Here is a 22,153-nt window from a genome sequence, read left to right on the forward strand (position 1 = left end):
GATGAAGGGTTCCGTCCTCAAACGCCGGACGGGCTGGGGGTGCTCGCCTTCGGGGGGGCCTTTGTTTGCGGGCCTGTTGGTGCTGGGGCTCGGGTTTCCTGGGCCGAGGGGTCTTGCTCTGTTGGGGTTGGGGGGTGCTATCGGGGGTGACTCCTCAGCGTCGACGGCCCGAAGCACCTTTGATCCGGCATGCGGGTCTTGCCGTCGATCGCTTCCGGGGACACCCCCTGCGCGCCCCCACGCCCAAGCCAGGTCACCTTGCCCCCGGGGTCTTGTTCCTCTGAGGTAGCTAGAGGGAGGTTGCTTGGCCGGGTGCGTCTACTTCTTCCTGACCATGTCGGCGGGAGTTGGGCCCGGATCGAGTCTGGGGAAGCAGTCAGGGCATGCGTAGAGGGTGGTCCCGGGCCTGTTGGTGCTGCCGATATGACGGATGGTGATGGGGGCTCTGGTGAGCCTGGCGCAGTCGCAGCAGTAGGCGATCGGGTCGGGCGAGATATCGGGGAAGAGCTCTTCGGGGGTCATGCCGCCACCGCCGTTGGGACCTGATGGACACCGGTGGTGGCGGTGTACGGGTAGTCATAGCCGCGCTCGGCCCATGCGGTGGCGAAGTATCGCTCTCGGCACTCGGGCGTGAGTAACTGCGCCTCTTCGGCTCGGAAGATCGAACGGGCGAGTTCCGAGCTGGGGCCGGTCCAGGGATTGGACCAGGCAGGGGAGTTGGGGCCTGGGTCCGGTTCCGGGGCTGTTGTGGTCAGGTAGTGGGCGGAGTGACGTCCGGGCTTGGGCCGCCGGGTCCATGGAAGTACGTTCAGCACCCATACGAGTGCCCGGACGATACGATCACACATACGTCGTTCAGCTCCCTTAAAGCTGTTTCGGCGAGCCCCGATAGACCGATTAGGCCCGGTCTGTCGGGGCGCTTTCACTATCTCGGCTTCCGCTGGCGAGGACGCACACCAGGAGGAGTAGGCAACAGCGCTCCCTCTGGACTGAGTTGGCGGGCCCCGATCCCGGGGATTGAATCGACCGGGGCCCGGGGGCTGGCGGGACGCCGGCCCCTGCATCCCCTGGCTGGGTGTGTCACCGACCAGGGGAGATTGGGTTGGGTGGCCCGTCCGACCGTCGCTGTCCGGGTACAGCCGGACGGGCCTATCCGCCACCCCGCTTGATAATCCCGCTGCGTTCCATTGGCCGGGTATTCAGGGGGTGGACGCTTTCAAGGAGGGACGCTCCAGGGCCTACTGGCCCCGCTCATCACAGGAAGGGGACAAGCCACGCTCTGCGTTTTCGATGGATTGCAGGATCGTCGCCAGCGCTTGATGCATCACCGTTGGCAATGTGCGACGCGGGAACTCGCACGGGCCAAACGGTCAATACGTATCGGCCCGTCCAGTCGGACGCGGTGAGTGTGAAGGGTGAACCACCCTTCAGCCGCCGGTAGGCGATGTGCCGGAACTCTTCATTCATGACCCAGTCGCGTAACTGCGTGGAGACATCGTTGAGTTCTAGACCCGCCACCGGCTCCAGACAGATCAGCGCTCCTGACCATGGCACCTCGGGGTCAGGGTCCAGCCCGTTGGCGATACGGACCGCTTGCACACTCAGCCAGCGCAACGCCCGCCTGACATACGGAGTAGCGAACGCTCCCAGCGCTACCCGAGCCAACTCACTGCTTCCCGGAACCGGCCCCTCGGCGATCACTTCCGCCCAGTAGGCGTATTTCCCGGTGTCAGCCATCCGCGCCACCTTCGTCCAGCAGCTCACGGAGTAGCTTCTCCACAGCACAGTTGAACTGCATCTGCCGGACTTCTTCGTCCAACGCGGCCCGCCACTCAGCAGCGAACTCCGGGTCTTGCTCCAGCCTCTGTAACTCGGACATAAGAGCTCGCCGGTCACCGACCCCGTACAAGAACCAGGCAAGCGCCGGAAACCACTGCCGTAACCGGATCTCCACGGCACCCACCACAAGGGCACACCACACAGAGACACGCTTCACGGCAACCGCCACAACTCGTGTTCCTCGTTGACCTCACGCACCCGTTCCCGCAGGAAGTGGAGTACGGCAGAGTCAATCTCGGTTGCCGCGCCTTCCAGCTCCGCCCCGCAGTCCACCGAACCGAGTTGCTGCTCTTGATCAGCCATCGTCGGTTGCCGCCCCTTCCCTGTGCCTGCCGCGATACCCCGTCGCTCTAGGCAACCCTCTGATCACGCACAGCGGTACTGTGGATACGGCAACGGGACTTGAAAGCCTTGAACGACTCTCCAGCACAAGGGGACTATGGAGATGCGGGAACCGAACACCCAACTGAACCGGCTACACCAAGAGGCGGGGTGGACGCAGGGACAGTTCGCACGGTCGGTCAATCGCCTGGGGACCGAGGGAGGGACGCCGACCACGTTCGGAGAGTCCACCGTGCACTACTGGCGAAAGGGCCATATGCCTATGGAGGCGGTGCGCCCGCTGATCTTGGAAGCCCTGGCACGGAAGCTAGGACGACCGATCACCCATGCCGAAGCAGGGTTCCCCGTTCCCGTGCATGATCAAGTGAATTGCTCCATCGTCGAAGAGTTGATCGACCTAGGGAGGCACGACATGGAACGTCGAAATTTCATCGGAGCTAGCCTCTTCTCTGTCGCACTGACCATCCCCAACTGGCCTGACATCGTGGGCAGAATGGATGCCGTTCAATCAGGGGCGGCACTCCGCATAGGCACGCCGGACGTTGAGCTAGTCACCAAAATGACGGACCGCCTGTTCCAAACCTTCGAAGACTTCGGCGGTCGGCATACTCGACCTATGGCTGCACTATTTCTGATCAGTACAGTTGCCCCTTACCTGCGCACCGATGGCCCCGAAGAAGTCCGCAAGGCAATGATTTCCGCCGCCTCGTTTCTCTGCTACCTGACAGGCTGGATGGCTGAAGACGAAGCACTACACGGACTGGCACAAAAGTACTACGCCAAGGGCCTAGAGCTGGCTGGCGCAAGCAACGACCACTTGACCTACTGCCATGTCCTTCGGGGTATGTCGGTTCAGGCTGCGGACCTGGGTCATGGTCCCACCGCTGTTCGGTTGGCCAATGCCGCAGCTACCTCTGCACCAAAATCAGGACCACGACTGCGAGCCTTCTTTGCGGGGCAGCAAGCCTACGCATTCGCTGTGGCGGGTGACGACCAAGCCGCGCTGCGCAGTATTCGAGAGACAGAAAAGGCACTCGACATCGCCGAGAGCGGGGCGGGGTCTTTCGGAGGTTTCAACCCATCAATTCTTGCCTACGCAACATCCCAAGTTCGCTACCACTCAGGCGACATCGGAGGAAGTATCAAATCCCTTGAACTGCATTTCCTGCTGCGAGATGCAACCGATACGCCTCGGTCTGCCGCGCGATTCGGTTCAGTTCTGGCCGAACGTCAACTAGAAATGGGATACCTGGAAGCCGCCTGCCAGACATGGAACCAGGTCCTGGACAAGTATCCGTCGATCCATTCTGGACGAGTAGATCGTCATGTTGCCCGCATCAGATCGCTCCTACGACCTCATGAGAAGAACGCAGTTGCGCGAGATCTCTCCGAGCGCTCGATCCAAAGCACCAAACGAGTCAACGTGTAGCCCAACTGAGCCCCGCACGTCCTCCCTGGGGTCATGGAGAAAGGGCCGACAGCAGCATCGAGACCCCTGAGGGTCCTCCCGGCACCAAGTTGTCTCGCTCGGGGAATGGATGCGCGGCTGGAGCGATGCCAAACACCGTCGTAGCGTCCGGGACTTCGGCGTGGCCGTTGGGACCCGCGCGCCACGGAGGCCAGCTCCGCCCTGGAGGCATTGTGCGACAGCCTCCGCTCCATCAAGAACCTCACTGACGCACACGCTGCCGCCGACCTCTTCCGCGTGATCTGACCCCGCCTCGGCAAATGCGTACCGTCCGGTTCCTGAACCCGGATGGTGCGGTCGGATCGCCCCACCGGACCAGGACATCGTTTCCGTCGGCCTGACTCAGCCAATGTCCGAGTTGCGGACGGCGCAGGGGCTGACCCTGGACGGGCTGTCGTCCAGCTCCATGACAGTGCGGAGCTCCACCCCCTTCGCCACCGTCGATGGTGAGGAACACGGCGGCCGTGCCGTCTGCGTCACGTCGCTCAGGCGAGGCGGCTTCCTCGGCGAGGGCGAGCAGGCGAATGGAGTAGGCAACGGGCAACGGAACCAGGGGCGCGACAAAAGCCATGCGATGCCCGGTATTCGAACACAACTGACCGGTTTCCGCCCTTGACGGTCCCTGCAACTGTCGCTGAACTCTCATGCACAACAGACGGCGCCACTCAGTGCAGGAAACAGCACCTCCCCACGCCTTTCCGTGCCACTCAGTGCCACTCGTGTGTCACACGCTTTTTCAGCGCCACCGCTCCAACGCCCTGGAACCCATCGCTCCAGGGCGCTCGTATCTTCCGTCCTGTCCCCGCACGGAATTCCGGAGCCCCCACATGCGACTCTCCGCTCCCAGACACACCGCCGCGGCGGCCGTCATAGCCCTGGCCGGGCTGCTCGGCACCGCGGCACCCGCGGCCAACGCCGCCCCGAACGCGGGCGCTCCCACCGCCCGGGCGGCAGCCGCGCTGGCGGCGCCGGACATACCGCTGGCCAATGTGAAGGCCCATCTCGCGCAGTTCCAGTCGATAGCCGCAGCCAACGGCGGCAACCGCGCCCACGGTCGCCCCGGGTACCGGGCCTCCATCGACTACGTCAAGGGGAAGCTGGACGCGGCTGGGTACACCACCACCATCCAGCAGTTCACCACCAGCGGCGCCGTCGGATACAACCTGATCGCCGAATGGCCCGGCGGTGACCCCAACCAGGTCCTGATGGCCGGGGCGCACTTGGACTCGGTCACCTCGGGTGCCGGGATCAATGACAACGGCTCCGGCTCCGCGGGTGTGCTCGAAACCGCCCTCGCCGTCTCGCGCGCCGGACTCCAGCCCACCAAGAAGCTGCGGTTCGGCTGGTGGGGTGCGGAGGAGTTGGGGCTGATCGGGTCACGGCACTACGTCACCAACCTTCCCGCCGCCGAGCGGGCCAAGGTCTCCGGGTATCTCAACTTCGACATGATCGGGTCCCCCAACCCCGGTTACTTCGTCTACGACGACAATGTGGCCCTGGAGAAGGTCTTCAAGGACTACTTCGGGGGCCTCGGCGTCCCCACGGAGATCGAGACCGAGGGTGATGGTCGCTCCGACCACGCGTCGTTCAAGAACGTCGGTATAGCGGTCGGCGGTCTCTTCACCGGAGCGGGTCGCCTCAAGACCGCCGCTCAGGCCCAGAAGTGGGGCGGCACCAGTGGTCAGGCCTTTGATCGCTGCTACCACTCGTCGTGTGACACCACCACCAACATCAATGACACGGCGCTGGACCGCAACAGCGATGCGATAGCCCACTCCATCTGGACCCTGGGCACCGGACCTGTCGTACCGCCGGGCACCACCTACGAGAACACGGCCAACGTCACGGTCCCCGAAAACGGGGCCGCCGTCACCTCCACGGTGACCGTGGCGGGCCGCACCGGAAACGCGCCGTCCGCTCTCTCGGTCGGAGTGGACATCAAGCACACCTGGCGCGGTGATCTGGTCATCGACCTGCTCGCCCCGGACGGAACCGCCTACCGGCTCAAGAACTCCAGTGCCAATGACTCGGCCGACAACGTCATCGCCACCTACACCGTGAACGCCTCCAGCGAACCGGCCAACGGCGCCTGGAAGTTGCGTGTCCAGGATGTCGCCGCGAATGACACGGGCTTTGTCGACAGTTGGAAGCTGACCTTCTAGCGAAGGTCGAAGGCGCACTCGCAAGAACCGCTTGAGCACCCAAGTGAGCCCCTTGAAGCCCATATCCCCGGGATAGCAAAACCCGCCGCCCCCCACGACTGCATACGTGCGCATCCACCTCATGCGCACGTATGCAGTCATGTCCGGGTGCGTTCCCGGGGGACGGCAAGCAGGAGCCCAGGCTCAGGCGTTGATGTCCTTGGTGGTGAAGCGTGCCCAGGCCGCCGAGCCGAACACCGCCGCGTACAGGGCCTGGAGACCGAGGTTCTGCCGCACCTCGTCCCAGTACAGCGGCTCCCGCATCAGATCGGAGAACGACATCCAGTGGTGCGGGAAGAGATAGGGGTGGATGGCATCGAGCTGGGGGATCGTCCCCAGGATCTGCACCGTGATCAGCAGACCGACCGTGGTCGCCATCGCCGCGATGCCGCTGCTCGCCAGCGTGGAGACGAAGAGCCCCACGGCGGCGAAGCCCGCCAGGGAGGCCGCGACCACGACGGCGATCAGTGCGGCTCTGAGGAGACCCTCCGTAAAGGAGATCGTCGTGCCGGAGATGGTGGTGACCTCGCCGAGTGGGAAGAGCAGCGCGCCGACGATGAGCGCGGATACCGCGACCACCAGGGTCGCCAGCAGACAGAAGGCCAGCACGGTGGCGTACTTGGCGAGGAGCAGCCGGGTACGCCCGGCCGGGGCGACCAGCAGATAGCGCAGCGTTCCGGCGTTGGCCTCGCCCGCGATGGCGTCACCCGCGACGACCCCCACGGCCATCGGCAGAAAGACGGGCAGGGTGGCGGCAAGGGCGGCGAAGACCAGGAAGAGGCCGTTGTTGGTGATCTGGGTGATGAAGGCGGGGCCCTCGCCGCCGTGGCCCCCGTCCGGTCCTCCACCGCCGCCGGTCTCGATCCGCACGGCGATGCCGATCAGTATCGGAACGGCCGCCAGCACCCCCAGGAGGGCGAGGGTGCGCCAGCGGCGCAGTGTGGTCAGCAGTTCGGAGTGGAAGAGTCCGAGGGTCCACTGCGGGCGCCGGGCCCGTGGTTCCCCGGCGACCGCGGTACTCGCGGCTGCGGGCGGCCCCGCCTTCCCGGTCGTCTCCGTGTGAGCGGTGACCGCCCCTTCGGTGCCTGTGTGCTCAGCCTGCGACATCGAACCCCTCCCCCGTCAGCGCCACGAACGCGTCCTCCAGCGATGCGCGTTCGACCCCGAACCCTCGTACCCGTACGCCACCTCGTACCAGAGCGGCGGTGATGTCCGACAGCTCCGTCGTATCGTCCGGTGGGTCGCCGGTCACCCGGTCCTCGGCGATGGTCAGCTCGGTGACGCCCGACTCCTTGAGGAGTCTGGCCGCGTCACCGGTGTCGGGGGTGATGACGGTGAGCCGGCCGCGGCCGCCTGCGGCGAGGTCGGCGACGGACCCCGAGGTGAGGAGCCGTCCCTGGGCCATCACCGCGGCATGGGTACAGACCTGCTCGATCTCATCGAGGAGGTGCGACGAGAGGAAGACGGTGGTGCCGTCCGCCGCCAGCTCTCGCACCAGAGAGCGGATCTCCCGCATTCCCTGGGGGTCGAGACCGTTGGTGGGCTCGTCCAGGACGAGCAGTCTGCGCGGCTGGAGCAGCGCCGCCGCCAGTCCCAGGCGCTGCTTCATCCCCAGGGAGTACGCCTTGGCCTTCTTGTTCGCGGCCGGGGTCAGGCCCACCCGGTCGAGGGCGGCGGCCACCCGGGCCCTGCGGGTGCGGGGGTCGGCGGTGGGGTCGGCCGCGTCGAAGCGCGCGAGGTTGTCCCGCCCGTTGAGGAAGCCGTAGAGCGCGGGCCCCTCGATCAACGCACCGACCTGGGGCAGTACGGAGGAGACGGCCTTCGGCATCGTCCCGCCGAGCACGGTGACGCTGCCCGCCGTCGGTTCGATCAGCCCCATCAGCATGCGGATCGTGGTGGTCTTGCCGGACCCGTTGGGGCCGAGGAAGCCGAAGACACTTCCCGCGGGCACGGTGAGGTCGAGCCGGTCGACGGCGAGTTGACCGCCGCGGTAGCGCTTGGTGAGACCATGCGTCTCGATCACGGCTGTCACTTGGGGTCCTCGTTCCGCTCGTCAGCCCTCCGCCCCACCGTACGGGTGTACGGCGGGGCGGCGGGCTGAGGTGCTCGGTGACGTGACCGGACCGCTTCGGTACCGGGCAGCGTTACTTGTCGGCGTTGGCGGCCTTCACCAGCGCGTCCTTCGTCACCGCGCCGACGTACACCTCGCCGTCGTCGGTGATCAGGGCGTTGATCAGCCGGGTCTTGAAGACCGTGCCCTTGCCGAAGTCGCCGCTGACCTGGTCGCCGAGGGCGTCCAGGAAGCTGCTGGCCTCCGCCGGTACATCGGCGTCCGCCGGCGGGGTGAAGCCCTCGCCTCCCGGTGTCCTGGCCTTGGCGATGGAGGTCCACCCCTCACCGATGACATCGAAGCCCTCGGCTCCCCCACCCGGAAGGAGGTCGAGGCCGCTGCCCTGGGCAAGCCCCTCCGGGAGGTCCTTCGGAGCGTCCTTGGACGCTTCCTTCTCCAACTCATCGGCCTCGGTGACCTTCGCTCCCTTCGGCGGCTTGAAGTCGAAGGTGGACGCGGCGGGCTTGGCGAAGTCGACCTTGGTGAAGCCGACGTCGAAGATCGCCTTGCCGCCACCGCTGGAGTTCAGGGTGAACTTCAGCGGGGTGCCGGTCTTGGCGTCGACCGCGACCTTGATCGAACCGATGGTGGAGCCGCTCTGCTTGGGCTTGATGACCAGCTGGTAGGCATCGCGGCCCGCGACCTGCGCGGTGCCGTCGACGGAGACGGACGTGGTGTCCCCCGCCGCCTTCAGTGCCTCTTCAGCGAAGTCCTTGGGCGTGGTGGGCAGCTCGTCGCCGGCCTTCCCGCCCTTCTCGTCCTTCTTTCCGCTCGGGTCCTTGGCGTGGTAGGCCTCGTTGGAGGCGCTGTCGTACGCCCAGACCTCGCCCTGGTTGTGCAGCAGGCTGTACTCGGCGTTCTTCTCCAGGATGGAGACCTTCTGACGCTCGGGGCCGTCCACGGCGACCCGCAGCGTGTGCGATCCGGTCGCGAGCTCCATCAGCTTGCTCTTCGGAGAGGCTGACGAGCCGCCCTCGCCGCCCTCGGGGGCGAGACCTTCGACGAGACCGCTGATGGCGGGGAGACCGAGATCCGTCTTGATCTTGACCATGCCGGAGAGCTGCTCGGTGTCCGAGGCGGCGATCTTCTCGATCAGCTCCTGAGCGCTGATCTTCGGCAGATCGGGGTCACTGGAAGCGGCGAGTGCCGGGGCGAGCCCGATGGCCGCCGCAACTCCGGCCACCGCGACCGGGACGAGGTAGCGCGCCGCCTTTCGGCGACCCGCGCTGAGGTCCCTAGCCTCGCCGGTGGTCTGTGCGCTGTCGTTCGGTGCCATGGTGTGCCCTACCTCCGTGGTCGGTCAGAAGCGGTATCACTCAGCAGCCGCGCCCGATGGGCCCGTCTGCTCAGTAGTACTCGGTCGGAGCCGTCTCACTGCTGTCCCGGCTGCTGTCCGGCTGTGTCGGCTGCTGTCTCGCTCTGGTGTGTTGCTATCCATCTGACCAAATTCATCGCACGTATGGCGTCAGTCCTCGGGAGCAAGTTGACGTACTGCTGGAGGATGACGGAACAGCGCGGCGCCTCCCCCGTCCATTAGGGGAAGGCGCCTTGGGTGTTCGCAGAGCGGCCCGTACGCCCGGTCGGTCATGCCCGGGCGCCGGGCCGCTGGTGTGCTGGTGAACCGGCCTGCCGGGCCTCCGGAGTGCTGGCGAGCCGGGGCGCGTTCAGCCGGGCGTCGTCGACGCTCCTTATGGAGGCGTTACTTCCGGGAGCCCTGCTTCCGGAAGCCTCCGCCCCCTGGCTGCCCTACTTCTGGATGAAGACGTAGTCCGCGCCGTAGGGAACACCGACGATCTTCCCCTTGGCGCAGTTCCCGGCCGGGGCGACGCCACCCACGGTGTTCAGCCGCAGGATTTCCTGGGACTTCGCGAGCAGCCCCTTCTTCTTGCCGGACTGCTTGGCCCTGATGTCCAGTTCGGCGATGTTCCCGGCGCCGTTGGGGGACTTGCTGATCAGGGTGCCCGTGACCGCGCTGCGGTCAGCCGCGATCCACTGCGGCTTGCCGGAGCCCGGAGCGACGAAGGAGTGGGCGATGGGGCCGCCGAGCGTCGCCCGGACATCGTGCTGCTGGAAGGCGTAACGGCCGCCGGCGCCCTTCTCGCACCGATAGATCTGCTGGCCCTTGATGACGGACGCCTGGAAGTTGCTCAGGGCCTTGTCGAACGGAAAGGCACTGGTCACCCGGTGGAACTGACCGCGAACGGCGCCACCGGGGAAGCGGGCGGTGTGCAGATTGGCGTAGAAACCGCGGGGGTTGGCCTTGAACGCGTCCAGAACGGCCCGGTCCTTGACCTTGACGGTCCCGCTGACCGCCCCGGCCCAGCCCTTGACGGGTTCGGTGCCGCGGGCGAGCAGCGGGGTGAAGTCGACCTTCACCCCGCCGTTGGTGCCCTTGGCACCTTGGTGGATGTGCAGGGCGGTCGGCTTGTCGGTGCCGCGGAACTTCACGGCCACCGAGACCTTGTCCCCGTGGACCTTCACGAACTGGAGCGCCACACCGTCGCGGTCACCGACGGCAGGCCCTGATCGCACCGGAACCTCATTGGCACCGTTCAGACTTGACACGAAGAGCAGCGCGCCCTTGCCCTGGGCGACTGCGGCCCTTTCGCCCTGGACGGTCACGGTCTCGCCGCCCCCGTGTCCGGTATGGCTGGCGGCGTTGGTCGACGTCCCGCCGTCGGAGGCGAAGGCGGGCAGCACGGCGAACCCCACTCCGGCCGCGGCCACTACCGCGGTCGTCCCGATAAGAATGTTCTTAGTGCACTTCATCAGTAGATCTCCCCCTACTGAGCCAGACGCCCCGTGCGTTGGCTTCTGTGCATCAGTACGGAATGGATCTGAGATTGGACTCAATCCAGCAATGTGAGGTGGGTCACAGAGCTGAAGGGGGATTTCCCCTGGCGGGAAGCCTAGGGCGGTCTAGACCATGCGATGCGCACCGAACAGCCCACCGAACACCGAACGAGATGAGGGGTCCTTGACCGAAGCAGGCAGCGACCCCCGACTAAGGACACGTGCCGGGCAACCGCCCGGTTCACCACGGGAGTACGCCACCGCACTCACCCGACCGGCCGAGTGCTCCCAGGGCTCTGCGGCGGCACTCCGCAGACTCCCGGTGGGCACGCCGCCCCGACGACTCAGCGACCGGGCGCGCTATCCCGCGCGGTGCACCACCGCGTCGCACAGCTCCTCCAGCGCGGACTTCGCATAGCACTCGGGCAGCGGATCGAGCGTCGCCCGCGCTTCCTGCGCGTACCGCACGGTGTCCCGGCGCGCCTGCTCCAGCGCCGGATGCGCGCGCAGCCGCCCCAGGGTCTCGCCGAGCCGCTGGTCGTCCGTCAGATCTCCCTTGAGCAGCTCAACGAGCTCCAGGTCCTCCGGCAGCCCCTGCGCCGCCGCCCGGGCCCTCAGATGGAGCACCGGAAGGGTGGGAATCCCCTCGCGTAGATCCGTCCCGGGCGTCTTCCCCGACTCATGCGAGTCACTGGCGATGTCGAGTACGTCGTCGGCCAGCTGGAACGCCACGCCGAGTCGCTCCCCGTACTGGGTCAGGATGTCCACAACGCCCTCATCGGCACCGGACATCATCGCGCCGAACCGCCCCGACACGGCGATCAGCGACCCCGTCTTGCCTCCGATGACATCGAGGTAGTGGCCCACCGGGTCCTGGCCGTCCCGCGGTCCCGCGGTCTCCAGGATCTGCCCGGTGACGAGCCGCTCGAACGCCTCGGCCTGGATGCGTACGGCCTCCGGGCCGAGATCGGCCAGTATGTGGGACGCGCGCGCGAACAGGAAGTCACCCGTGAGCACCGCGACCGAGTTGCCCCAGCGGGCGTTGGCGCTCGAAACGCCCCGCCGCACATCGGCCTCGTCCATCACGTCGTCGTGGTACAGCGTGGCGAGGTGGGTGAGCTCCACGACCACGGCCGAGGGGACGATCCCGGGGGCGTACGGGTCACCGAACTGGGCCGCCAACATCACAAGGAGTGGCCTGAATCGCTTGCCTCCGGCGCGTACGAGATGCTGTGCGGCCTCCGTGATGAAGGGCACCTCGCTCTTGGTGGCATCGAGCAGACCCGCCTCCACGGCTGACAGTCCCGTCTGGACATCGGCCTCAAGAGCCTGGTCCCGCACGCTCAGCCCGAACGGCCCGACGACGGTCACGAGGGGGTCTCCTGTCTGCTGATAATCACACGGATTGTCGATCTGTCGCTGGATTCACTCAAGTCAGCGTATCCGGTCGCGTTTCGATCACCATGAGCGCCTTCCCGCCTCCGCCGGTATGTTCGTGATCAGAACATACGACCAGGGATGAGCCCGCTCAGCGCGATCGACGAAGGACGGTGGCAGGGCCATCGAAGGGACCGGAAACCGGACTAACCCCCTCCGGTGAATCGACCCATCCCGCGCCTTCCAGCGCATCGAGGTCCGCCATGCGCCACCGCCGTCGTTTCCCCTATGAAACCAGCCACGCGGACGTGTGGATTCCGCTGCTGGCCAACGGACCCCACGAGAGCACCATGCTGTACGCACGCATCTGGCGGCCCCACACTTCCCAGCCTGTCCCCGCTCTCCTTGAATACGCCCCCGACCGGCTCGGCGACTCAACAGCGGCACGTGATGCCCAACGACACCCCTGGTACGCGGGCCACGGCTATGCCTCGGTCAGGGTGGACGCACGCGGCCACGGCAGTAGCGCGGGCAGCCCCGACACATCCGCCGCGCTCCCCGATGGCTTGGCCGTGATCGCCTGGCTGGCGGCACAACCCTGGTGCACGGGCCGCGTCGGCGCGTTCGGGCTCGGCCGCGGCGCCAGTTGGGCACTGGGGCTGGGAGCCCTCGCACCAGAACCCCTCGGCGCGGTCGTCTCGGTCTGCGCCGCCGAGGGTGCCGAGGACTCCGTCTTCTGCGCGCCCCCACCGCCGAGGAATCCTGGCCCGGTCAGCGCCACTGACGGCCCTGGCAGTTCCCCCCTACGGCCTGTGGAGACGATCAGAACGGCCAGTGCGAGTGGTGGTGCCAGCCCCGCTGCCACCCCCGTACCCGTCGACGTCGGCATGGCCCACTCCCGTGCCACCGACCTCCTCACCGCCCGCTGCCTCCCTCCTGACCCCCTGCACACCGAGGAGTCCTGGCGCGCGCTCTGGCTCAGTCGGCTGGAAGCCGTCGAACCCGCGCCCCCGGCCCAGGTCGAACCCGCGCCCCGGCCCACTTCGGGCGGCGACAGAACGGCCTCGAAGGCTCACCGTCCGATGCCAACAGGCCCCGTCCGCCCGTTCTGGCCGTCAGCGGCTGGCGCGCCCCCGATCACAACGACGTGCTGAGGCTGGTGGAGGGGAGGCAGCCGTCCGATCGCATCCGCGGTCTCATCGGCCCCTGGTCAGGCTCCCACTACCCCGACCACGGCAGGCCGGGACCGGCCATCGGCTTCCTCCAGGAGACCCTGCGCTGGTTCGACCGCCACCTCAAGGACCCCGGTGGCGGGGCACCCGACGAACCCCTGTTGCGGAGCTGGATCGACGGCCACCGCGCCCACTGGGCCGTCGACACCGTCTGGCCGTCCCCCCACCTCACCCGGGTGGCGTACGCCCTGCACGGTCTGCCGATCGTCCTGGACCCAGGCCCGGAACCCGGGACCGAGCAAGCCCCCGGCCCCGCCGATCGGTGCGTGGACGCCGCTCACCGCCTCTGCTGCGATCTCCCCGTGGGCACCCGGCCGGTGGAGGTCCTGGGTCACCCGCGGGTCACCCTGCGGCTCCAGTACGGGGCACCACCGAGCCGACTGCTGGCCCGGCTCTGGGACATCGCGCCCGACGGCTCGTCCACCGAGGTCAGCTCGGGTGTACTGGACCTCTGCGCGGAGCCCCCGCCCACCCAGCAGAACATCACCTTCACCCTGGAGAGCACCGGCTACGCCTTCGCCCCCGGGCACCGCATCCGGCTGGCGCTCTCCCTCCCGTACGGGCCACCACCGAACCGACCCGTGCCCGGGGGTGCGCGGAGCATCACCGTCCACCCGGAGGGCTCCCGGCTGGACCTCCCCGTACGGCAGCTGCGGCCACCAGAGCAGCAGGCACCCCAGGGTGACGAGCAGTGGGCCTTTGACGCCCCCGAGCAGGCCGAACCCCTCGGGGTCAGCTCCCCCGCCACACTCGACCCACCGCGCCCCGCGCAACGGGTGGTCCAGGACCACGCCACGGGCGGCTGGCGGCGGGAAACGACCCCCCGCCCGGCCGGCACGCTGCGCTACCCCGATGGGCTGGAGGTGACCGAGGAAACGCTGAACGTCCAAACGGTCCAACCCGCCCAGCCAGTACAGCCAGTACAGCCAGTACAGGCCGCCCAGCCAGTACAGGCCGCTCAGGGAAGCGAACCGGGATCGGCAGCGGTCCACTCCTGGACCGCACATCGGGCGATCCGGCTCAACCGCCCGGAATTCGGCTGGGAAGTGACGGTCACCACCCATTCCGTCCTCACCCGCCGACCAGCAGGGTTCGAGGCGCGGGACGAGGTGGTGTGTCGCGATGGCGCGGAGATCGTCTTCCATCGGACCTGGGCGCGAACACTTCCCTGACCTGCCGGGTCATCACGGTCTGCCAAGCGGGGCAGACGTCCACGTAACGTGTCCCCAACACCGTGGAAAGCGAGGCAGGCCCCCCATGGCACCCACCCAGCAGAGCCCGCTCGACCTGGCCGAGGGCGACCCCTTCGGCCCGCACAACCTCCCTTACGGCGTCTTCGCCACGGCCGACGAGCCCGAGCGCCGACGGCTCGGTGTGCGACTCGGAGACCATGTGCTCGACGTGGGAGCCGCGGCCGAGGCGCTCGGTTCCCCTTATGCGACCCTGCTGGCGCGGCCGAACCTCAATCCGCTGCTGGCAGCCGGCCGTACCGCCTGGCACGATGTCCGGCGCGCGCTGACCGCCTGGGTGACGATCCCGTCCCACCGGTCCTCGATAGAGCCGCTGTTGCATCCACTCGGCGACGTCACCCTGCACCTCCCCTACGAAGTCGCCGACTACGTCGACTTCTACGCCAGCGAGCACCACGCCACCAACGTCGGCCGGATCTTCCGCCCCGACGGCGACGCGCTGACCCCCAACTGGAAGCACCTACCCATCGGTTACCACGGCCGGTCGGGCACGATCGTGGTGTCCGGGACCGATGTCGTACGCCCCAGCGGGCAGCGCAAGGCCCCCGCCGACCCGGCTCCGGTCTTCGGTCCTTCGGTGAAGTTGGACATCGAGGCGGAGGTCGGCTTCGTCGTAGGTAAGCCGTCCGGGCTCGGCACTCCGGTGGCACTGAGCGACTTCCCGGAGCACGTCTTCGGTCTCTCACTGCTCAACGACTGGTCCGCACGGGACATCCAGGCGTGGGAGTACGTGCCGCTCGGTCCGTTCCTCGGGAAGTCGTTCGCGACCTCCGTCTCGGCGTGGGTGACCCCGCTGGAGGCGCTGGAGGCGGCGCGCACCGATCCCCCGGTCCGGGACTTCGCACTGCTGCCGTACCTCGATGACTCGGCGGAGGAGGACAAGGGCGGCTACGACATCCGCATCACCGTCGCCGTCAACGGACATGTGATCGCCGAGCCGCCGTTCGCGACGATGTACTGGACGGCCGCCCAGCAACTCGCCCAGATGACGGTGAACGGCGCCTCCCTGCGTACGGGAGACCTCTACGGCTCCGGCACGGTCAGCGGCCCCGAGGTCCACCAGCGCGGCTCACTGCTCGAACTGACCTGGAACGGGCGCGACCCGCTGGAACTCCCCGAGGGGAAGCGGACGTTCCTGGAGGACGGCGACGTGGTGACGATGACGGCCTGGGCACCGGGTCCGGACGGGACACGGGTGGGTCTGGGCGAGGTCTCTGGCCGAATCGTGTCCGCGGCGTAGGACAGAGAGGCGCAAAAACGGTTTGAAGGCACTCCGCGGCTGCTGAAGGCTGGCGGTATGGAGGGACGTGAGGGTTCGGGGAGCACACAGTTGGGGGAACTGCCCTGGGCTGCCGTCGATCCCCGCGGCCACCCGTACCGCCTGGAGGAGACCGAGGTCGCCGAGCTCATCGCGCTGATCATCCCTCTGGTGCCGGACGCCAAAGCACTCCACAAGAGGCGCTGGGTGGACCGCAAACCGGTCTGGGACGCCGTCGATCCGATCACCGACCTCCTGGTGGGCCACTTCGGTAGCTGGGCCGCCGGCTGGAACTGGACGGTGGGGGAAGGTGATCGAGACGGGGGCGTGGTCGGTGCGTGGTGCTGTGCGCTCCACTCGGTCAGTACACCGGCCGATACGGCGGCCCTGGTGCTGGAAGCCCTCGGTGAGTGGCGCGGCTGGCTGGAGGACCTGGCGGAACGCTTCGCCGCGCTGGCTCCACCGCGACCGTCCGACCCCGGAGCCCGGCACTGGGAGCAGGCCTGTACCCGTCTGGTGACCCTGGTCGCGGACCGCAGCGAGGCCCAGAGCGGTTGGTACGGCCACTGCGAGCAGGTTCTGGGCTGGTTCCTGGCTTACCACGGCCTACCGGACGAACGGGCGCGTCAGATCGTGACGGCCGCGGTGGGCGGCAGCTTCGAGAGCTGGGTGGCACCCAACCCACGGGTGGTGGAGGCGGTGAGCAGCCGATTCGCCACCGCGCTGACGACGCGGCGTTGACCCTTCGGGGGTCCGCCCACGTCAATGACGAGCCTCGGCTTCACCCGTACGCGGGAGGCTGAGGTGGTCTCCCCGGACTCGTTGGCGCGTGACCGGGAGACCAAGCCGCTCAAGTACGCCCGAGCCGGCATCCCGCACTACCGGCGGGTCGAGAACAACGGCGGCTCGGCCGTGGTCTATGTCTTCGAGCGGGAGCCCGTCAGCGGTCAGTACACCAGTACCGGGATCTTCCATGACCGGATGAAGGTCTCGGTGCCCTTCACCGTCGATCTGTATCTGACCGAGATCGCACCCCGCCGCAGGCACTTCCCGGGGGCCTGAGCCAGCAGACGCCGTAGGGTCCGGCCTCCCCCACGGAGGCCGGACCCTACGGCGTATCGACGCGTGATAGGCGCCCTGTCGGCGCGTGATCAGCGGACGAACACTCCCGCCTGGCTCGCCAGGTTGAGGAAGTACTGCGGGGCCACACCGAGGACCACGGTGACCACCACGCCCATGCCGATGGCCATCTTGGTCATCACCGAGGGGACTGCGACCGTGGGGCCGTCCGCCTTCGGCTCGCTGAAGAACATCAGCACGATCACCCGGATGTAGAAGAACGCGGCGATCGCGGACGAGATCACACCGACCACGACCAGCGCCCCGGCGCCGCCTTCGGCCGCGGCCTTGAAGACCGCGAACTTACCCGAGAAGCCGGAGGTCAGCGGAATACCGGCGAAGGCCAGCAGGAAGACCGCGAACACCGCGGCCACCAGTGGCGAACGCCGTCCCAGACCGGCCCACTTGGAGAGGTGGGTGGCCTCGCCGCCCGCGTCGCGCACCAGGGTGACCACCGCGAACGCGCCGATCGTCACAAACGAGTACGCGCCCAGATAGAACAGCACCGAGGAGACGCCTTCGGGCGTCACCGCGATCACACCGGCGAGGATGAAGCCGGCGTGGGCGATCGACGAGTACGCGAGCAGGCGCTTGATGTCGGTCTGGGTGATGGCCACGATGGCACCGCCCAGCATGGTGGCGATGGTGATGCCCCACATCACCGGGCGCCAGTCCCAACTCATGCCCGGCAGCACCACGTACAGCAGCCTCAGCAGCGCGCCGAAGGCCGCCACCTTGGTGGCCGCCGCCATAAAGCCGGTCACGGGGGTGGGAGCGCCCTGGTAGACGTCCGGGGTCCACATGTGGAACGGCACCGCGCCGACCTTGAACAGCAGACCCATCAGGATCATCGCGCTGCCGATGAGCAGCAGTGCGTCATTGCCCATGGTGTCGGCGAGTACGGGGTCGATGGTGCGGATGCTGCCGTCGACCACGTCCGCGATCCGGGCGTACGCCACCGAGCCGGCGTATCCGTACATCAGGGCGATCCCGAAGAGCAGGAACGCCGAGGAGAAGGCGCCCAGCAGGAAGTACTTCACCGCCGCTTCCTGTGACATCAGCCGCTTGCGGCGGGCGAGTGCGCACAGGAGGTAGAGCGGGAGGGAGAAGACCTCAAGGGAGATGAAGAGCGTCAGCAGATCGTTCGCCGCCGGGAAGACCAGGAGGCCCGCGATGGCGAAGAGGGTGAGCGGGTAGACCTCGGTGGTGGTGAACCCGGCCTTGACCGCCTGCTTCTCGTTCTCGCTGCCGGGCACCGCCGCGGCCTGGGCGACAAAGGAGTCGATCTTGGTGCCATGGGTCTCCGGGTCGAGCTTGCGCTCGGCGAAGGTGAAGACCGCCACCAGGGACGCCAGCAGGATGGTGCCCTGGAGGAAGAGCGTCGGCCCGTCGATGGCGATGGCGCCCATGGCCGCGATCCGCACCTTGGTGGTGCCGTATCCGGCCTCGGCGAGGCCGAGGACCGCCGCGAAGGAGGCGACGATCGCCAGCACGGTGAGAAACACCTGGGCGTGGTAGCGCGCCTTGCGCGGCATGAACGCCTCGACCAGCAGTCCCACGACCGCCGCACCGACGACGATCAGTACGGGTGCCAGTTGGGCGTACTCGATATCGGGGGCCTGGATCTTGTCGATCGGACCGGCCGCCGTTGTCCACAGGCTGTGGACAGCTGTAGCGCTCACTTGGCCGCCTCCACATCGGGCCGGGGGTCTTTCTTCTCTACGTCGGACATCGTGTGCTCAACCGCCGGGTTGACGATGTCCGTCAGCGGCTTGGGGAAGACGCCGAAGAACAGCAGCAGCGCGATCAGCGGGGTGATGACCGCCAACTCCCGGGGCCTGAGGTCGGGCATCCCCCGCACCTCGTCCTTCACCGGGCCGGTCATCGTCCGCTGGTAGAGGACGAGGACGTAGAGCGCGGCGAGCACGATGCCGGAGGTGGCGATGATGCCGGCCACCGGATAGCGCGCGAAGGTGCCGACGAGGACCAGGAACTCACTGACGAACGGTGAGAGTCCTGGCAGCGAGAGCGTCGACAGACCGCCGACGAGGAAGGTGCCCGCGAGCACCGGCGCGACCTTCTGCACCCCTCCGTAGTCCGCGATGAGGCGCGAGCCCCGGCGGGTGATCAGGAATCCGGCGACCAGCATCAGCGCGGCCGTCGAGATTCCGTGGTTGACCATGTACAGCGTGGCGCCCGACTGCCCCTGGGAGGTCATCGCGAAGATGCCCAGGATGATGAAGCCGAAGTGGGAGATGGAGGCGTAGGCGATCAGGCGCTTGATGTCCCGTTGGCCGACCGCCAGTAGCGCCCCGTACACGATGCTGATCAGCGCCAGCACCACGATCACGGGCGTCGCCCACTTCGAGGCCTCCGGGAAGAGCTGGAGGCAGAAGCGGAGCATCGCGAAGGTGCCGACCTTGTCGACGACCGCGGTGATCAGCACGGCGACCGGAGCGGTCGCCTCTCCCATCGCGTTGGGTAGCCAGGTGTGCAGCGGCCAGAGCGGTGCCTTGATCGCGAAGGCGAAGAAGAAGCCCAGGAAGAGCAGTCGCTCGGTGTTGGTCGCCATGTCCAACTCGCCACTGGCCCGGGCCTCGGCGATCTCGTTGAGCGAGAAGCTCCCCGCGACCACATAGAGCCCGATGACCGCGGCCAGCATGATCAGGCCGCCGACGAGGTTGTAGAGCAGGAACTTGACCGCCGCGTAGGACCGTTGGGTGGCCGCCGCCGCGTCGCTGCCCGAGTGGGCGCGGTCCCCGAAGCCCCCGATGAGGAAGTACATCGGGATCAGCATGGCTTCGAAGAGGATGTAGAAGAGGAAGACGTCGGTGGCCTCGAAGGAGAGGATCACCATCGCTTCGACCATCAGGATCAGGGCGAAGAAGCCCTGCGTCGGCCGCCACCGGGAGCTGGAGTTCTCCAGCGGGTCGGCGTCGTGCCAGCCGGCGAGGATCACAAAGGGCACCAGCAGCGCGGTGAGCGCGATCAGAACGACACCGATGCCGTCCACACCCAGTTCATAGCGGACACCGAAGTCCTTGATCCAGGAGTGGGACTCGACAAGCTGATAGCGATCGCCGTTCGGTTCGAACCGGGCGACGACCAGCACGGCGAGCGCGAAGGTGGCGAGCGAGAAGCCGAGCGCCATCCATTTGGCCGTCGTCCTCCGCGCGGCGGGCACGGCGGCGGTGACAATCGCACCGACCGCCGGGAGCACCGCCGTTGCTGTAAGGAGCGGAAAGGACATAACAGTTACACCGCCCTCATCAGCAGGGTCGCGGCGATCAGCACCGCCGTACCTCCGAACATCGAGACGGCGTACGAGCGGGCGTAGCCGTTCTGCAGTTTGCGCAGCCGGCCGGAGAGTCCGCCGACCGAGGCGGCCGTGCCGTTGACCACTCCGTCGACCAGGGTGTGGTCGACGTAGACCAGCGAGCGGGTGAGGTGCTCGCCGCCGCGGACCAGGACCACATGGTTGAAGTCGTCCTGGAGCAGATCGCGGCGGGCGGCGCGGGTGAGCACCGAGCCGCGCGGGGCGACGACCGGGACCGGGCGGGCCTTGCGTCCGTACATCACCCAGGCGATCGAGACTCCGAGCAGCAGGGCCACCACGGTGGCCGCGGTGACGGTCGTCGCACTGATGGGTGCGTGGCCGTGGTCCCAGCCGGTGACCGGCTCAAGCCAGTTGAGGAAGCGGTCGCCGATGGAGAAGAACCCGCCGGCGAAGACCGAGCCGAAGGCCAGGATGATCATGGGGATGGTCATCGACTTCGGGGACTCGTGCGGATGGGGCAGGTGGCCTTCGGCATCCGGCTGCCAGCGCTTCTCGCCGAAGAAGGTCATCAGCATCACCCGCGTCATGTAGAACGCGGTGATCGCGGCGCCCAGCAGGGTGATGGAACCGAGGATCCAGCCCTCGGTACCGCCCTTGGCGAAGGCCGCCTCGATGATCATGTCCTTGGAGAAGAAGCCGGACAGGCCCGGGAAGCCGATGATGGCGAGATAGCCGAGTCCGAAGGTGACGAAGGTGACCGGCATGTACTTCCGCAGGCCACCGTACTTACGCATATCGACTTCGTCGTTCATGCCGTGCATGACCGAACCGGCGCCGAGGAACAGCCCGGCCTTGAAGAAGCCGTGGGTCACCAGGTGCATGATCGCGAAGACATAGCCGATGGGGCCGAGGCCCGCGGCCAGGATCATGTAGCCGATCTGCGACATGGTGGAACCGGCCAGCGCCTTCTTGATGTCGTCCTTGGCGCAACCGACGATCGCACCGAACATCAGCGTGACCGCGCCCACGATGACGACGACCAACTGGGCGTCCGGGGCGGCGTTGAAGATGGCACCCGAGCGGACGATGAGATAGACGCCCGCGGTGACCATGGTCGCCGCGTGGATCAGGGCCGAGACCGGGGTCGGGCCCTCCATCGCGTCGCCCAGCCAGGACTGGAGCGGTACCTGTGCCGACTTGCCGCAGGCGGCGAGCAGCAGCATCAGACCGATCGCGGTCAGCATGCCCTCACTGGTCTCACCGACCGACCCCAGCACCGGCCCGAAGGCGAAGGTGCCGAAGGTGGTGAACATCAGCATGATCGCGATGGACAGGCCGATGTCACCGACCCGGTTGACGAGGAAGGCCTTCTTCGCCGCGGTCGCCGCGCTGGGCTTGTGCTGCCAGAAGCCGATCAGGAGGTAGGAGGCGAGGCCGACGCCCTCCCAACCGAAGTACAGCAGCAGGTAGTTGTCCGCGAGGACCAGCAGCAGCATCGCCGCCAGGAACAGGTTGAGATAGCCGAAGAAGCGGCGCCGGCGCTCATCGTGCTCCATGTACCCGATGGAGTAGACATGGATCAGGGTGCCGACACCGCTGATCAGCAGCACGAAGGTGATCGACAGCTGGTCCAGTTGGAAGGCGATGTCCGCCTGGAAGCCGCCGACGTCGATCCAGTTGAACAACTTCTGGTGCAGTGCGCGATCGTCCACGCTCTTGGTGAGCATGTTCGCGAACAGCGCCGCGCCGATCACGAAGGACGTGGCGGCGAGTGCGGTGCCGAGCAGATGGCCGACGCGGTCGAACCGGCGCCCACCGCACAGCAGCACCGCCGCTCCCAGCAGTGGCGCCGCGATGAGCAGCGCAATGAGATTTTCCACGGATCAG

Annotated in this window: 20 protein-coding genes and 1 pseudogene; 8 read left to right on the top strand and 13 right to left on the bottom strand. The window is 67.3% G+C overall.

What is annotated here, in order from left to right; genetic code table 11:
* Positions 1-318: 318 nt before the first annotated feature.
* From NBG84_RS37695 to NBG84_RS37715, 5 genes are all read right to left on the bottom strand, one after another.
* The gene (locus tag NBG84_RS37695; RefSeq protein ID WP_250924232.1) at positions 319-522 is read right to left on the bottom strand and encodes a hypothetical protein; all 204 of its coding nucleotides are present in this window, start codon (positions 520-522) and stop codon (positions 319-321) included.
* A complete protein-coding gene (locus NBG84_RS37700; protein WP_250924233.1) occupies positions 519-848 on the bottom strand; it encodes a hypothetical protein in 330 nt (109 codons plus the stop codon). The genes NBG84_RS37695 and NBG84_RS37700 overlap by 4 nt, the downstream gene beginning before the upstream one ends.
* A 406-nt stretch (positions 849-1,254) precedes the next feature.
* On the bottom strand, positions 1,255-1,737 hold the full coding sequence (locus NBG84_RS37705) for a hypothetical protein (RefSeq protein ID WP_250924234.1): 483 nt from the start codon (positions 1,735-1,737) through the stop codon (positions 1,255-1,257).
* Positions 1,730-1,879 (bottom strand): hypothetical protein, encoded by a 150-nt coding sequence (locus NBG84_RS37710; protein ID WP_250924235.1) that lies wholly within the window; start codon positions 1,877-1,879, stop codon positions 1,730-1,732. Before NBG84_RS37710 ends, NBG84_RS37705 begins: the two co-directional genes overlap by 8 nt.
* Positions 1,880-1,992: 113 nt before the next feature.
* The gene (locus NBG84_RS37715; RefSeq protein ID WP_250924236.1) at positions 1,993-2,142 is read right to left on the bottom strand and encodes a hypothetical protein; all 150 of its coding nucleotides are present in this window, start codon (positions 2,140-2,142) and stop codon (positions 1,993-1,995) included.
* A 136-nt stretch (positions 2,143-2,278) separates the two neighbouring features.
* Between NBG84_RS37715 and NBG84_RS37720 the strand changes: the two genes are divergently transcribed.
* From NBG84_RS37720 to NBG84_RS37735, 3 genes are all read left to right on the top strand, one after another.
* Complete coding sequence (locus NBG84_RS37720) at positions 2,279-3,610, top strand: NsdA family TPR-like regulatory protein (protein ID WP_250924237.1); 1,332 nt, start codon at positions 2,279-2,281, stop codon at positions 3,608-3,610.
* A 388-nt stretch (positions 3,611-3,998) separates the two neighbouring features.
* A complete protein-coding gene (locus NBG84_RS37730) occupies positions 3,999-4,265 on the top strand; it encodes a hypothetical protein (RefSeq protein WP_250924238.1) in 267 nt (88 codons plus the stop codon).
* A gap of 211 nt (positions 4,266-4,476) precedes the next feature.
* Positions 4,477-5,811, top strand: a complete 1,335-nt coding sequence (locus NBG84_RS37735) for a M28 family peptidase (RefSeq protein ID WP_250924239.1) — start codon at positions 4,477-4,479, stop codon at positions 5,809-5,811.
* 183 nt (positions 5,812-5,994) lie between these two features.
* On the opposite strand, the gene NBG84_RS37740 is transcribed toward NBG84_RS37735, so the two are convergent.
* From NBG84_RS37740 to NBG84_RS37760, 5 genes are all read right to left on the bottom strand, one after another.
* Positions 5,995-6,957: an ABC transporter permease gene (locus NBG84_RS37740; protein ID WP_250924240.1), complete on the bottom strand. Its 963-nt coding sequence runs from the start codon at positions 6,955-6,957 to the stop codon at positions 5,995-5,997.
* On the bottom strand, positions 6,944-7,882 hold the full coding sequence (locus NBG84_RS37745; protein WP_250924241.1) for an ABC transporter ATP-binding protein: 939 nt from the start codon (positions 7,880-7,882) through the stop codon (positions 6,944-6,946). The genes NBG84_RS37740 and NBG84_RS37745 overlap by 14 nt, the downstream gene beginning before the upstream one ends.
* A 112-nt stretch (positions 7,883-7,994) precedes the next feature.
* Positions 7,995-9,236: a LolA family protein gene (locus tag NBG84_RS37750; protein ID WP_250924242.1), complete on the bottom strand. Its 1,242-nt coding sequence runs from the start codon at positions 9,234-9,236 to the stop codon at positions 7,995-7,997.
* Between the two features lie 470 nt (positions 9,237-9,706).
* Positions 9,707-10,729, bottom strand: a complete 1,023-nt coding sequence (locus tag NBG84_RS37755; protein ID WP_250924243.1) for a CHRD domain-containing protein — start codon at positions 10,727-10,729, stop codon at positions 9,707-9,709.
* A 384-nt stretch (positions 10,730-11,113) separates the two neighbouring features.
* Positions 11,114-12,124 carry a polyprenyl synthetase family protein gene (locus NBG84_RS37760; protein ID WP_250924244.1) on the bottom strand — a complete coding sequence of 337 codons (1,011 nt, stop codon included), beginning with the start codon at positions 12,122-12,124 and terminating at the stop codon, positions 11,114-11,116.
* 269 nt (positions 12,125-12,393) lie between these two features.
* Here NBG84_RS37760 and NBG84_RS41730 point away from each other — a divergent pair, with 269 nt between their 5' ends.
* From NBG84_RS41730 to NBG84_RS37780, 5 genes and pseudogenes are all read left to right on the top strand, one after another.
* Complete coding sequence (locus NBG84_RS41730; protein ID WP_425608772.1) at positions 12,394-13,284, top strand: CocE/NonD family hydrolase; 891 nt, start codon at positions 12,394-12,396, stop codon at positions 13,282-13,284.
* Complete coding sequence (locus tag NBG84_RS41735; RefSeq protein ID WP_425608774.1) at positions 13,278-14,534, top strand: CocE/NonD family hydrolase C-terminal non-catalytic domain-containing protein; 1,257 nt, start codon at positions 13,278-13,280, stop codon at positions 14,532-14,534. The genes NBG84_RS41730 and NBG84_RS41735 overlap by 7 nt, the downstream gene beginning before the upstream one ends.
* Positions 14,535-14,619: 85 nt before the next feature.
* Positions 14,620-15,852, top strand: a complete 1,233-nt coding sequence (fahA, locus tag NBG84_RS37770; RefSeq protein ID WP_250924245.1) for a fumarylacetoacetase — start codon at positions 14,620-14,622, stop codon at positions 15,850-15,852.
* 57 nt (positions 15,853-15,909) lie between these two features.
* Positions 15,910-16,611 carry a hypothetical protein gene (locus NBG84_RS37775; protein WP_250924246.1) on the top strand — a complete coding sequence of 234 codons (702 nt, stop codon included), beginning with the start codon at positions 15,910-15,912 and terminating at the stop codon, positions 16,609-16,611.
* A 60-nt stretch (positions 16,612-16,671) separates the two neighbouring features.
* A pseudogene (locus NBG84_RS37780) lies at positions 16,672-16,932 on the top strand (Uma2 family endonuclease); the annotation flags it as partial.
* 89 nt (positions 16,933-17,021) lie between these two features.
* Here NBG84_RS37780 and nuoN read toward each other — a convergent pair.
* From nuoN to nuoL, 3 genes are read right to left on the bottom strand one after another with little or no spacing between them, the layout of a single operon-like run.
* On the bottom strand, positions 17,022-18,671 hold the full coding sequence (gene nuoN, locus NBG84_RS37785; RefSeq protein WP_250924247.1) for an NADH-quinone oxidoreductase subunit NuoN: 1,650 nt from the start codon (positions 18,669-18,671) through the stop codon (positions 17,022-17,024).
* Positions 18,668-20,239, bottom strand: coding sequence for an NADH-quinone oxidoreductase subunit M (locus NBG84_RS37790; RefSeq protein ID WP_250924248.1), 1,572 nt, complete (start codon positions 20,237-20,239; stop codon positions 18,668-18,670). Before NBG84_RS37790 ends, nuoN begins: the two co-directional genes overlap by 4 nt.
* A 5-nt stretch (positions 20,240-20,244) precedes the next feature.
* Positions 20,245-22,146, bottom strand: a complete 1,902-nt coding sequence (gene nuoL, locus NBG84_RS37795) for an NADH-quinone oxidoreductase subunit L (protein ID WP_250924249.1) — start codon at positions 22,144-22,146, stop codon at positions 20,245-20,247.
* Between the last annotated feature and the right edge of the window lie 7 nt (positions 22,147-22,153).

Origin of the sequence: Streptomyces albipurpureus (assembly GCF_023701525.1) — a bacterium.
Lineage (GTDB): Bacteria > Actinomycetota > Actinomycetes > Streptomycetales > Streptomycetaceae > Streptomyces > Streptomyces albipurpureus.

What these genes read in the sequence shown, in the direction of transcription:
- NBG84_RS37775 (WP_250924246.1), top strand. Translation starts at nt 15,910, where the DNA reads ATGGAGGGACGTGAGGGTTCGGGGAGCACACAGTTGGGGGAACTGCCC.
- NBG84_RS37710 (WP_250924235.1), bottom strand. Translation starts at nt 1,879, where the DNA reads ATGTCCGAGTTACAGAGGCTGGAGCAAGACCCGGAGTTCGCTGCTGAG.
- NBG84_RS37720 (WP_250924237.1), top strand. Translation starts at nt 2,279, where the DNA reads ATGGAGATGCGGGAACCGAACACCCAACTGAACCGGCTACACCAAGAG.
- NBG84_RS37730 (WP_250924238.1), top strand. Translation starts at nt 3,999, where the DNA reads ATGTCCGAGTTGCGGACGGCGCAGGGGCTGACCCTGGACGGGCTGTCG.
- NBG84_RS37735 (WP_250924239.1), top strand. Translation starts at nt 4,477, where the DNA reads ATGCGACTCTCCGCTCCCAGACACACCGCCGCGGCGGCCGTCATAGCC.
- NBG84_RS37715 (WP_250924236.1), bottom strand. Translation starts at nt 2,142, where the DNA reads ATGGCTGATCAAGAGCAGCAACTCGGTTCGGTGGACTGCGGGGCGGAG.
- NBG84_RS41730 (WP_425608772.1), top strand. Translation starts at nt 12,394, where the DNA reads ATGCGCCACCGCCGTCGTTTCCCCTATGAAACCAGCCACGCGGACGTG.
- fahA (WP_250924245.1), top strand. Translation starts at nt 14,620, where the DNA reads ATGGCACCCACCCAGCAGAGCCCGCTCGACCTGGCCGAGGGCGACCCC.
- NBG84_RS37740 (WP_250924240.1), bottom strand. Translation starts at nt 6,957, where the DNA reads ATGTCGCAGGCTGAGCACACAGGCACCGAAGGGGCGGTCACCGCTCAC.
- NBG84_RS37790 (WP_250924248.1), bottom strand. Translation starts at nt 20,239, where the DNA reads ATGTCCTTTCCGCTCCTTACAGCAACGGCGGTGCTCCCGGCGGTCGGT.
- NBG84_RS37700 (WP_250924233.1), bottom strand. Translation starts at nt 848, where the DNA reads ATGTGTGATCGTATCGTCCGGGCACTCGTATGGGTGCTGAACGTACTT.
- NBG84_RS37695 (WP_250924232.1), bottom strand. Translation starts at nt 522, where the DNA reads ATGACCCCCGAAGAGCTCTTCCCCGATATCTCGCCCGACCCGATCGCC.
- NBG84_RS37755 (WP_250924243.1), bottom strand. Translation starts at nt 10,729, where the DNA reads ATGAAGTGCACTAAGAACATTCTTATCGGGACGACCGCGGTAGTGGCC.
- NBG84_RS37705 (WP_250924234.1), bottom strand. Translation starts at nt 1,737, where the DNA reads ATGGCTGACACCGGGAAATACGCCTACTGGGCGGAAGTGATCGCCGAG.
- NBG84_RS37750 (WP_250924242.1), bottom strand. Translation starts at nt 9,236, where the DNA reads ATGGCACCGAACGACAGCGCACAGACCACCGGCGAGGCTAGGGACCTC.